We start from the raw sequence: 11,803 nt of genomic DNA, 5'->3' as shown, positions 1-11,803 counted from the left end.
CAGTCTCCTGTCGGCCGCCGGGCGACCTGCACACCATCTTGGGCTCCCTCGCCGAAAACCCCGAAGCCGCACCCAAGGCGCACGCCATGGTCCGCGAGGCTTTCGGCTACAAGGGCGAACTGACCCCCTTCACCGCCGAACGCGCAGGCTCCGAGCTGGTAATCCCCAACGCCCAGCTCGTCGACACCCCAAATGTGCTGTTCCTCCAGGCAAACCCGGTCGAGTCCATCGAAGACTTCCTAGGCGAAGGCACCCTGATCACCCCCGCCATCGAGGACAACAAACCCCTCGAATCAGCATCGAAAGCAGTCTCGGCCGCCTACCGCTCCGACACCCCACCCACCTTCGTAGTAGTCCAGGCCGGCCGCTGGCTCCTGCTCACCGAAGCCGAGCGCTGGGCCGAAGGCCGCTACCTCGCCCTGGACCTCCTCGTCGTCGCCGAACGCCGCCACGACGCCCGCGGCGGCGAAATCGACCGCGCTGCAGCCATCTTCGGCCACCAATCCCTGCGCCCCGACGCTGACGGCAACATCTGGTGGACCGGTGTCCTCGAAGACTCGGTGAAACACACCGTGGGCGTCTCCAAGGACCTCCGCGAGGGCATCCGCCTCTCCATCGAAATCATCGCCAACGAAGTGGTCCGTCGCCGCCGCACCCGCGACCTGTCCATGGACGGCATCGACGGCAACGAGCTCGCCAAGCACTCCCTGCGTTTCCTGTACCGAATCCTGTTTCTGCTCTATGCCGAAGCGTCCCCGGAAATGCAGGTACTCCCCACCGGCGCAGCCGAATACGAGGAGGGCTACGGCCTCGACCGCCTCCGCGAACTCACCCTCACCGAACTCGTCTCCAACCACGCCCGCACCGGCACCCACCTGTACGAGTCACTGAAGCGCCTCTTCGACCTGGTCGACCAGGGCCACAAGCCAGCCGTTCGCGAGAACGTCACCGACGATCCCGCACCGGGCCTCGAATTCAACCCCTTGCGTGCAGACCTGTTCTCCCCCAAGGCAACCGCCTTGATCGACGAGGTAGGCCTCGGCAACGAGGCCACCCAACAGGTCCTCGCCCACCTCCTGCTCACCAAGGAATCCAAGTCCCGCAAGGGCGCCGACCGCGGCTTCATCAGCTACGCCGAACTCGGCATCAACCAGCTCGGCGCGGTCTACGAGGGCCTGATGTCCTACACCGGCTTCTTCGCCGAGGAAGACCTCTACGAAGTAGCCAAGGACGGCAACCCGGAGAAGGGCTCCTGGGTGGTTCCGGTGCACCGCGCCGACCATCTGTCCGAATCCGATTTCGTCCGCGCCGTCGACCCGATCACCGGCGAAGAGAAGCCCGTACTCCATGCCAAGGGCACCTTCGTCTTCCGCCTCGCCGGCCGCGAACGGCAGCAGTCGGCGTCGTACTACACCCCCGAAGTTCTCACGAAATTCGTTGTCTCGCAGGCACTCGAGGAACTCCTGGACCAGGACGGCGTGCGCACCGCCCCCGACGACATCCTCTCCCTCACCATCTGCGAGCCCGCCCTCGGTTCGGGCGCGTTCGCCATCGAGGCCGTCCGCCAGCTCGCCGCCGAATACCTCAAGCGCAAACAGGAAGACACCGGCAAGCTCATCGACGCCGACCAATACACCGTCGAGCTCCAAAAGGTGAAGGCCCACATCGCCCTCCACCAGGTCTATGGCGTCGACCTCAACGCCACTGCCGTCGAACTGGCCGAGATCTCGCTGTGGCTCGACACCATGGTCGCGGGCCTGCAGGCCCCCTGGTTCGGCCTGCACCTGCGCCGCGGCAACTCGTTGATCGGCGCACGCCGCGCGGTGTACACAACCAGCGAACTCGCCAAGAAGGCCTGGCTCAAGACCGTCCCCAAAGACGTCCCGCTCGGCACCGACATCGGCACCGGCGTCCACCACTTCCTCCTCCCCGCCGAAGGCTGGGGCGCCGTCGTCGACACCGCCGAAGCCAAGACATACGCCCCAGACCAGCATGAACAACTCCGCCTGTGGCGCAACGACATCCGCAAATCCCCCACCAAGCCGATGGTCAAACGCCTGGAATCCCTCGCCCACCGCGTAGAAACCCTCTGGGAATTCACCCTCCGCCGCCTCACCATCGCCGAATCCGAAATCCGCCGCGACCTCCATCTCTGGCGCAGTGCCCCCATCGACCATGTCCCCGCCGTCACCCGCGAACAGATCGAAGCGGTCCTGAACGACCAGAACGGCTCCTACCAGCGCTTGCGCCGCGTCATGGACGCCTGGTGCGCTCTCTGGTCATGGCCGGTGACCGGTGACATCACCCCACCAGATTGGGACCAGTGGATCGGCGGCCTCGAAGCGATCCTCGGCACCACCGCAAAGGCAGGCAAGTACGAAAAGTACGGCCAAACGAGCTTCGCCTCTGACCTGGACTGGTCCGAACTCGACGTCGCCGAGGACAACGACCGAGTCTTCACCCAAGCCAAACCAATCTCCGCCGCCATCGCTGAATTCCCCTGGTTAGCGGTTGCTTCTCGGGTATCCCAAGCACAGGGCTTCCATCATTGGGAGTTGGATTTCGCACCAGTCTTCGCCCAACGCGGGTTCGATCTGCAGATCGGTAATCCGCCATGGGTTCGTCCCGACTGGGACGAGTCCGGGGTGTTGGCTGAGTTCGATCCGTGGTGGCGGTTGGCGCACAGGCCATCTGAGCCGGACAAACGTGCCAAAGTGCAGACTGCCATGGAATCTCCCGCGATCCGCACGGTGCTGCTCGACGAACGCGCCGTCCAAGCCGCGCAAAGCGCAAACCTCGCTTCCAGTGTCGATCGACCCGCGCTTGCCGGGCTACAGCCGGACCTCTATCGCTGCTTCATGGAACGAACATGGCGATCCGCAGCGCGTTCGGGAGTAGTTGCCCTGATACACCCGGAGAGCCACTTCACAGAACTACGCGCAAAGCGCCTTCGGCATGACACGTATCGGCGCCTACGGCGTCACTGGCACTTTAGAAATGAGCTCAAGCTTTTCGAAATTGACCATCACATCTTCTTCGGTGTGCATATCTACGGGCCAGATTCCGACGTCGACTTCTTGAGCGCATCGTCGATGTACCATCCAGAAACCGTGAATCGATCGATCCGCCATGATGGAACCGGACCGACGCCGGGAATCAAGGATGAGCGTGGACGTTGGGATTTGAGACCCCACGCACAGCGTCTTGTTGCAGTCACAGCCGCCACGCTTGCAACCTGGGCTAAATTGATCGACGAGCCTGGCACTCCAATCTCCGAGGCTCGCCTCCTATACCCGGTCAACAAAGCTAGCGCGGAGGTGCTCGACAAGGTCGCTGCGTCGCCACGAATCGGTGACAACGATTTTGAATGGACGGCAGGTTGGCATGAGTCGGCCGACCGCAGGCTCGGCTTCTTCGAGTCCCGCTCAGGTATCCCGGAAACCTGGGAGGAAACGATTCTCCAGGGACCGCACCTCACCGTCGCCACCCCGATCTACCAGCAGGGTAACCCGACGATGCGCAACAACCTCGACTACTCCGCGATCGACCTTGAGACGATCCCGGAGACCTTCATCCCGAGAACCAACTACCAGGTTGCCCGCCCGCTCCCTGAATACCAGTCCGCATACCCGAGCTGGGGCAGCCAACCAAGCTCAGCCTACTTTCGCCTGGCTTGGCGCCGGATGGCCGACTCCGCAACTGTCCGTACTCTTCATTCCGCCATCGTCCCACCTGGGCCAGCATTCGTTGGGACCGTGCTGACAGCCAAGCTGCCGTCATCGGCCGACCTGGCGGTTGCCTCCGGAATCTGGTCATCGATCCCAGCCGACTTTCTCATCAAGGCAAGCGGCGCAAGCGAACTAAAACACGGTTTGATGCGCAGGCTCCCCCACATCCGCGGCCATGTTCTCGAACCCGCTCTAATACTGCGCACGATGAGGCTCAACTCGTTGGTCTCGGCGTTCACTTCGCTCTGGTCTGAGCTGTACGATTCCGATTGGAAAAAGGACCACTGGGTTCCCGGCCTTCGCATCGGTCACGGCACGACATCAGACCTCGGCGCGATAGAACCCAGCTGGACCCGGGACTCCCCCCTCCGCACTGGCACTGACCGCCGCCAAGCCCTGATCGAAATCGACGCCATCGTTGCGGTAATGCTCAACATCACCGCCGAAGAACTCCTAACCATCTACCGCACCCAATTCCCCGTCCTCCAAAAATACGAACGCGAAGCCCTCTACGACGCCAACGGCCGCCAACTCCCCACCAAACTCGCCTCCGAATACCGCAAGAAGGGCTCCATCGCGGCGTCCGAACTCACAGTCGAAGGAATCACTTACGTCGAGCCCTTCACCGGTGTCGACCGCGAACGAGACATGCTCCTCGCCCACGAACACTTCTCCCGCCTCGCCGAGGGGCAGGCCAAGTAAGGAAGGTCCTTCACCATGCCAGATAGCCCGATCTCACATGGCCTCGGCGTCGGCCACGGAAGCTTGATCGAGTATCCAGACGGGAGTGTCGAGTACCGAGCGACAGGAAAGCTCCTGCCCGCGTTCAGAGTTCGCGTGCGAGATGTCGTCGGCTTCTCGGTGCGCAAGGTAACGCGCGACGACAAGAAGCGCCTCAAGGCTTCATCACTCCAGCAGATACTTTCCGTGCAGGGGTCTGGTACCACGCTCGCCGAAGTCGCCATCAACCACGGCACGGCTCAGAGAATCGAGGACTGGTTCCACGCTCGCCAAGACTTCGGCGGCGCACAATCACCGGCTCCCGCATCCCAGAGCTCACAGCCCATCGCGACGAGCTCGGTAGCAGACGAACTGATGAAGCTCGCGCAGCTCCGCGACGCTGGAGTCCTCACACCTGCCGAGTTCGAAGCGCAGAAGGCCAAGCTCCTCGGCTGAACCACACGACCACGAGCACTGGCCACCGCCCGACTCGGACAGGAGATGAACATCGGTATCTATGGTCGACAGTCGCTCAACGCCGGACCTTTCCGGTTCAATCTGTCCCGGTCAGGAATCGGCATCAGTGCCGGAGTCCCCGGATTCCGGGTCGGCAGCGGACCGCGCGGTAACTACGTACACGCGGGCGCGCACGGCGTGTACTACGGGCATCGTTGGGTGGCGCACGCCCATCGACCACGAATCAGCGAACAATCTCGCCCCGGCCGAGTTCAACTCCCATCCCCATGGCCGATCTCACCGGCGCGGACGCTACTCAGCTTCTGCCCACCAGACCAGGCGATCTGATCGAACAGCTCAACGCTGCCGCCGGCAAGGGTCGAACAGCACCGTGGGCCGGCGGCATACTCGGCGTACTCGTTCTGGCGACCTTGCCGTTCGGCTTGCTCCTGCTGATGCTCGCGGTTCCGCTGGTCTGGTGGTTGGCCCTGCACGACCAAGCCAAGCGCAATGTTGTCGTCTTCTACGAAGTCGCCGATCACCCCGCGGCATGGTTCGGGGCGCTCAACGAGGCTTTGATGGAATATGCGGCGTCGCAAGGAAAGTGGCGGATCAACGCGCAAGGTGGCCTGGCGACGGTTCATCAACGGAAGATCAACGGCAACGCCAGCAGCCTTCTCGAACGCATCACTGTCACAGTCAGTTTCGACCACCCGAAGCACCCTGGTCACCAACGTCGCCGTCCCGACCATCACCAGCGGGGCACGACGCGCTCCACTTCCTCCCCGACCGCCTACTCGTCCGCACCGGCAAGCGTTACAGCGACGTAAGCTACGGAATCCACTCCGTACAGCCGTCCAGACGCCGATTCATCGAATCCGGAACCGTACCGACCGATACCATCCAAGTCGACACGACCTGGCAATTCGCCAACGTGAACGGCAGCCCCGACCGCCGGTTCAAGAACAACAGGATGCTCCCGATCATGCAATACGGCAACGTACAGCTGATGAGCCCCACTGGACTGAACTGGGACCTGCAATCCTCCAGAATCAACTCATTCGATCGCGCCACCCATACTCTGCAACACCCCCCGAACCTCCCCGATATCTCGAGTGGCATGCACAGCTGAAGCCTTCGCAACCGGGTATCACCAGACAAGGAGGAGTTCAGTAGCGGCCGTCGTGCGGGGCTCCCGGCCGCCACCGGAAGCTGGCTACATGTTGCGAGGGCCGGATCCGCAACACGAAAGACTGCGCGGCTGCCTGGGCCGCCCGCAGCCTGAGATGCGCCTGTCGCTGATCCAGCTGGCTACATCGGGTACGTTTCCTCCAATGAGGGAGTATCCCGCAGCCACCGTGACGCTGACCTGTAGATGGGACCGCACTCGATATGAGTTGCTGGACCAGCGTTCCGCAGTCCTGAGGTCGATCGACGATGCCGGACTGTTGAGCCGGTTCCGCCCACTCGGGACGACAGGCCTCCGGGTCGACTTCGGCGGCTGGGGGCAAGCACAGATCGACCTCGAAGGTATTTCCATCTACGCATTCACGACGGATGAGACTCAGCCCGCCGCTCGGCCCAGCGTGGAGCACGTAGCTGTCACAATCGCGGGGATCTTGGGGGTCGAGAGCATATCGGTGACGGCCGCATTCCAACATGTAGTTGGATGGGAGATCAGTGAACCTGAGCATGAGATCGAAGAGCTGACAGTCAGAGCCCAGCTGCGCGGTTCCGCAGCGATGATCGCTGGAGCGGCAGACCTCGGGGTAACCGACTTCGCCCTGCTGATTGACGGCGCCGTCGAGGAAGGGTGGTCATACCAGGCTGAAGTCGGCGTGGTTGCCGAAGCCGATGTCCGCCCTCGACTTACCCGTTCAGTGGGTCGCAGTGCGGCCTTCGCACCGCTCGAGCTCACCTCCGAGACCCCGTTGCCGACCTATCCGACGATCGCAACATTCGTGGACTCGACCTGGACGAACGCTGAGCCATGGGTCCCTCTTGAACAAGCAACAGATCAGGTGGCCACCGCGAGCGGACACGCGAGCAGACTTGCCGAGAAGATCCACTACACCGTCAGTCAAAGTTTGTGATAAACATCACAGCATGATCTAGCCGACGGCGGTCTAGTTGCCAAGGTGATATCAAGATATCAAAGGCCAGGAGCCCAATGAGCACAACATCCTGGCATCCTTGGATAGCGGCTTTGATTCAGACGTCATTGGCCCCCTGAACGATGAGGTTGGATGTCATGACTACAGCTGGTCTTCTGCCTCGAACGCAGAGCCACACCACGCATGCCGATGACGAGTACATCGACGTGCGTCATCCCAATCCAAGGACTAGCGGAAACCAAGAGACCGCCCGTCGGCGCGCAGCCTATGAGGCCATCCGGCAAGCGCAGCGGTCACAGCCCCTCCATCACCCCGATCAAGAGGGCATAGTCGGTCGGAGCTCGTCCGAGCAGTCGACGAAGCGCTACGTCGCCGCCGCTGCCGGTTCGATTCGGCCGCAGCGACCGCGGCGGTAGAGTCGGGCGGTGCCGCTTCCCCAATACGATGTCCATGGTGCGGTTTTCGATGCCAATGTATGCATAGACATGGCAAGACGCCTTGGGGAACCGGCGACGTGGGAACGCTTCGATGCCATGGGCGCCCAACTCTGGCAGAAGCGACAGGGACACACCCTCGCTCGCCCATTCTTCGATCGCAGCGTAGACAGCTTGCTGTCGATGTGGCATGCAAAGGGCGGCATGTTTGCCGGCAAGGATCCGTTGAGAGTATTCACCAGCAACCACATCGACAACCTCGTCATCGACAAGTTGCAGTCGGTTTATGGTTGGAGTGAGGATTCAGCGATGGACGTCGTCTACGACGTCGTCCATGAGCTTGTCTTTGCGCAAACCTCCGGTGCCACGTTCGGCGATCAGCCCAATTTCAGCAACTTCCATCCACCGCTGGATTGGGAGGATGGCCGCGTGTATCAGTTGAGCTGCGGCGTCGGTGACGACTGCCACCGCAAGTACTGCATCACCAATGATCGAGAGTTCCGGCTTGCTTCGCTCAGAGGCAGCGCCGAGGTGCTGTACCCACACGAGTGGATGTACCGGGTTCGACAGGCGCGCGCAGCGTTTCGTCCGATCCGACCGCCCCAATAGGGCCGGGCAAGGTCCAAAACGCCGCGAGATTATGTAGACCCTTTCAGACCTGGGGCGGTTCACCTTCTGACCGACACGGATTCGTACTGCCATGCCTCTCATTGGGCGGATCCGATGATTCATCCGAGGTAAGGAGCTGCTCTGCCATCCTCGAAGTGGGCGATGCGCAACCGAACGGTCGGGTGCACCGGGAGATCCGCCAGCTCGTCCACCCCGACAAACCGCACCTCAGTCGACTCACTACTCACCGAGATCTCGCCGCCCACAACCCGGCCGAGGTAAGTAACGGCGAACTCCTGCCGCACCTCTCCGTCCCCGTACTCGATGACGTGCTCCGGATCGGTGTAGATACCCAACAACCCCGTGATCTCGACGTCGAGCCCGGTCTCTTCCTTCGCCTCGCGAACCGCGCACTGTTCGAGGGTTTCCCCGATTTCCATGACTCCCCCCGGCAACGACCAGTTGCCCGAATCGCCCCTGCGCTGCATCAGGATTCGGCCCGCGCTGTCCGTGACCAGAACCGAGGCACCTGGCACCAGACTGTTGGCCTTCGGAGCATTCGGATCCCCGTAGTAGTCACGCCGTGAGCCCATGCGAAAGTCCTTGCGTGTAGGGGGTCACCGAGCCCCAGATCTGTTCGAACTGCTCGGCGAACGAGGAGTAGATCCCGTGCGGCGATAATTTCCGCAGGTGGAGCGCTGGGTGTTGATATCCGCGCGCCCGGAGGAGGTACGGCGTGACGATCATCTGGTCGTCGAACCGGAACACTGAGTTGTAGAGGTGGCTCGAGTGCAGTCCGATGTCGCAACCTGGCGTATCAGTCAGCGGTCCCAACATGCTGAGCGCGTTGCGAATTCGGCCCGCGAGGGTACCGTTCATCTGCTCCAACGCATCACGCTCAGCCACATGAGGACAGTTCGGGTCTGCGAACGCCAACCGGATGCGAGTTCCATTGCGGCACTTATCCGCGAGGATGTCCGTCGCGTCGGGCAGCAGTTCCAACACGAATGGATACGCGTATCCGGCGATGTCGATCTGCTCGCCTGCCCCGAGGAGCAGCGAGGTCCACAGCTCATTGGGAATGTCTGCCCGATGCGCGTAGGCACCCTGCACCTCGGCTGTCGCTGCCCCTCCCGCTGCAAGATCAGGGCGCGTCTGCGGCCACAGCAGATCTTCAGTCTCACCCAGCACCCGCGCGACAACCGCCCGTGTTCGCCGATGCGGGACGCGACCCGCCAGCCACCGATTGACGGTCTTCACGTCGACGCCAACAGCCTCAGCCAACGCAACCGAACCAGTCGCGCACGAAGCATCGCCGATTCCAAGCGGTGGGACATGCTCAAACCATACGGCCCATTTCCAGGACATACCAGCACCTTTGAAATGTCCGGTGAAGTGTCCCGAACGTAGTTCAGGTGCCCGTCTCGGATCAATACCTTCAGATCACCGTGCATGACCAGCAGCGAAGGGGGCAACGTGATCTACGGGCAAACTGCTCGCGCGCATTCGAGATCAAGCCTGGCCGACGGGAGCCGTCGATGACCGCAACGCTCGACCAAGCACGCGTCCTCCGTGTCCTGCAACCCGGAGGACAACTCACCGCGGGCCAGATCGCCGCCGACACTGGACTCTCCATCAGGCGAACAAGACGCGCCCTGCGAGCCCTCCACCACACCGGGTTCGTCCGGCAGTCACCGCACCGGCAGGCGTGGGAGCTATCGATGTCTGGCCACGCCTACACGAAGACACCCTCCGGACAGGCCATGCTCGATGTGCCTCGATCGGTGGTCAAAGGATGAAACCCATCGCTCTCGACTACCTCCGGTCCGACCTGTCCGGCGCGGCACAGAACTGGGATGAGATCCGCATACGATCGCTGGCGAAGCGGTACGGCTACGACCTTGCCAAGACCATCGTATTCACCGCTCGAACGGCCGACCCCCTCACCGGACTCATCACCATCGTCCGGCGAATCAACGCCGAAGCGGTCTTCGTACCTCTGACGGGACCCCATGGCTCGGTCCACCGAGTGTGAGAGCCGGTTATCGGTGGATGCAGGTTGCAGCGTATCCGGCTGGGGTGTTGTAGCCCAGGGCGGAATGTCTTCGGCGGTGGTTGTATTCGTCCTTCCAGTCGCTGATCACGACGCGGGCATGGGTCAATGACCAGAAGCTGTTGATGTTGAGGCATTCGTCTCGCAGGCGGCCGTTGAACGATTCGATGTAGCCGTTGCGCCAGGGCTGACCGGCTGGAACGAATGCCAAACCGACGCGTTCCCCGGCCCAGTCGGCCATCGCCTGGCAAGCGAATTCTGGCCCGTTGTCGCAACGCAGCGTGGCCGGGTAGCCGCGGTCGAGGGCGATCCGGTCCAGCTCGTCGATGAGCCGGTCGGCAGTGATCGACCTATCCACCAGCCCACCCAGGCATTCGCGAGTGTGCTCGTCGACGATGGAGACGATCTTGACCAGCCGTCCGTCGTCGGTGGCGTCGAACTGGAAATCCACTGTCCATACCCGGTTCGGTGCGGTCGCTTCCGCCGTCGCGGTGGTGGAGGTGCCCAGGCGTTTTCGGCGGCGCCGTTGCGGCACTCGCAGTCCCTCGTCGCGCCAGAGGCGTTGGATCTTCTTGTGATTGACCGTCCAGCCCTCGCCGCGGGCGTCGTGGTAGGCGCGGCGAAATCCCTGCCTCGGATGGGTCCTCGCCCAGCCACGCAGCCATTCACGCAACGCGGCATCGGGATCTGCGCTGGTTGCGGCGGCAGGCAGGCGCCGTTGAGTGCTTCGATGTTGCCCGGTCACCCGGCAGGCGAACCGTTCGCTGACCGTCAGCACTCGCATCAGGTGCGCTACGGCCGCCCGCCGGCGTTCCGGGTCTAGAAGTTTCCCTTGGCGATCTCCTTCAACGCGGCCTTCTCCAGCGCGGCCTCGGCGAGAAGTCTTTTCAGCGTAGAGTTTTCGCGTTCGAGGTCTTTCAACCGTTTGGCGTCGTCCGCTTTCAGGCCGCCGAACTGGTTGCGCCACCGGTAGTAGGTGGCTTCGGTGATTTGCAGGGTCCGGCACACGTCGGCGACGTCTTTGCCCTCGCCCAGCAGTCGGTCAGCCTCGCTCAGCTTCCGCACGACCTGTTCAGGGGTGTGCCTCTTGCGTGTCGCCATGGTCATCGAGCCTTCCTGCCCACTACGTGGGCCGCAAGGCTCTCACAGTCGCCGGACCGAGCACATGGAGTCAGGTCACTTGAGCCGTTGCCACATGACACCGTCGCACGTACCTATCCACACCGCCCCCAAGGTCGACAGACGCAGCCCTGTCGACCTTGTTGCACGCCATCGACTCTGCGGTACGCTGTTCGCCGAATGCACGGGTCGGGTCCGGAAGGCGGGGGAAGTGAAGCCCAGCTCAGATGAGATAGACGAGATCAACAGGCAGCTCGCCAACTTGCGGGGCACCTCGCGAGCTGCGGATGGCACCGTCATCATCGAGACCGATCCCACTGGCCGGATCACATATCTGTATATTGCAGATTACGCGATGGATAGAGGACCCGATCAACTTTCGCGCACGATCACGGATCGCCACCGGGCAGCAATGAATGATGTTGAGACCAAGGTTGTCGCGCTTTTCGAGTCGTTGCCGAAGCCATCGAACTCCGCGTATACCGCCCCGACGGCCCCGCCGAGAGCGCCACTCGATGAAGAGGCTGGATTCTCCTACGTACCCTCGCACCTGAGGCGGTAGCCGATGTC

The 11,803-nt window shown here is 62.4% G+C and carries 12 protein-coding genes; 9 read left to right on the top strand and 3 right to left on the bottom strand.

Annotation, left to right across the window (positions count from 1 at the left end):
• Window positions 1–86 precede the first annotated feature (86 nt).
• The 6 genes from NV348_RS27510 (at window position 87) to NV348_RS27485 (ending at window position 8,061) form a co-directional block, all read left to right on the top strand.
• Complete coding sequence (locus tag NV348_RS27510) at window positions 87–4,430, top strand: Eco57I restriction-modification methylase domain-containing protein (protein ID WP_447149441.1); 4,344 nt, start codon at window positions 87–89, stop codon at window positions 4,428–4,430.
• 15 nt (window positions 4,431–4,445) lie between these two features.
• Window positions 4,446–4,904 carry an SHOCT domain-containing protein gene (locus NV348_RS27505; RefSeq protein WP_447149440.1) on the top strand — a complete coding sequence of 153 codons (459 nt, stop codon included), beginning with the start codon at window positions 4,446–4,448 and terminating at the stop codon, window positions 4,902–4,904.
• Between the two features lie 45 nt (window positions 4,905–4,949).
• Window positions 4,950–5,252: a DUF4236 domain-containing protein gene (locus NV348_RS27500; RefSeq protein WP_447149439.1), complete on the top strand. Its 303-nt coding sequence runs from the start codon at window positions 4,950–4,952 to the stop codon at window positions 5,250–5,252.
• Window positions 5,192–5,734, top strand: a complete 543-nt coding sequence (locus tag NV348_RS27495; RefSeq protein ID WP_447149438.1) for a hypothetical protein — start codon at window positions 5,192–5,194, stop codon at window positions 5,732–5,734. Before NV348_RS27500 ends, NV348_RS27495 begins: the two co-directional genes overlap by 61 nt.
• A 504-nt stretch (window positions 5,735–6,238) precedes the next feature.
• Entirely contained in the window at window positions 6,239–6,997 is a 759-nt protein-coding gene (locus NV348_RS27490; protein ID WP_447149437.1) for a hypothetical protein, read from the top strand.
• Between the two features lie 446 nt (window positions 6,998–7,443).
• Entirely contained in the window at window positions 7,444–8,061 is a 618-nt protein-coding gene (locus NV348_RS27485) for a hypothetical protein (protein ID WP_447149436.1), read from the top strand.
• 119 nt (window positions 8,062–8,180) lie between these two features.
• On the opposite strand, the gene NV348_RS27480 is transcribed toward NV348_RS27485, so the two are convergent.
• Both NV348_RS27480 and NV348_RS27475 read right to left on the bottom strand, forming a co-directional pair.
• On the bottom strand, window positions 8,181–8,654 hold the full coding sequence (locus tag NV348_RS27480) for an NUDIX domain-containing protein (RefSeq protein WP_447149435.1): 474 nt from the start codon (window positions 8,652–8,654) through the stop codon (window positions 8,181–8,183).
• Entirely contained in the window at window positions 8,638–9,429 is a 792-nt protein-coding gene (locus NV348_RS27475; protein WP_447149434.1) for a DUF5919 domain-containing protein, read from the bottom strand. The genes NV348_RS27480 and NV348_RS27475 overlap by 17 nt, the downstream gene beginning before the upstream one ends.
• Before the next feature lie 170 nt (window positions 9,430–9,599).
• Here NV348_RS27475 and NV348_RS27470 point away from each other — a divergent pair, with 170 nt between their 5' ends.
• Window positions 9,600–9,860, top strand: a complete 261-nt coding sequence (locus NV348_RS27470; RefSeq protein ID WP_447149433.1) for a helix-turn-helix domain-containing protein — start codon at window positions 9,600–9,602, stop codon at window positions 9,858–9,860.
• Complete coding sequence (locus NV348_RS27465; protein ID WP_447149432.1) at window positions 9,857–10,096, top strand: hypothetical protein; 240 nt, start codon at window positions 9,857–9,859, stop codon at window positions 10,094–10,096. The genes NV348_RS27470 and NV348_RS27465 overlap by 4 nt, the downstream gene beginning before the upstream one ends.
• A gap of 7 nt (window positions 10,097–10,103) precedes the next feature.
• On the opposite strand, the gene NV348_RS27460 is transcribed toward NV348_RS27465, so the two are convergent.
• Window positions 10,104–11,215, bottom strand: a protein-coding gene (locus NV348_RS27460; protein ID WP_447151153.1) for an IS3 family transposase whose coding sequence is annotated in 2 segments (ribosomal slippage) — window positions 10,104–10,948 and window positions 10,948–11,215 — 1,113 coding nt in all. Because the reading frame shifts where the segments join, the coding sequence is not laid out codon by codon here.
• On the opposite strand from NV348_RS27460, the gene NV348_RS36515 reads away from it, so the two are divergent.
• Complete coding sequence (locus NV348_RS36515) at window positions 11,214–11,795, top strand: YbaB/EbfC family nucleoid-associated protein (protein WP_495885075.1); 582 nt, start codon at window positions 11,214–11,216, stop codon at window positions 11,793–11,795. The genes NV348_RS27460 and NV348_RS36515 overlap by 2 nt on opposite strands.
• Window positions 11,796–11,803 lie beyond the last annotated feature (8 nt).

It is taken from the genome of Nocardia fodinahabitans (assembly GCF_052983615.1).
The sequence above is the reverse complement of the archived record's forward strand: the minus strand, read 5'-3'. Positions and strand labels throughout refer to the sequence as shown.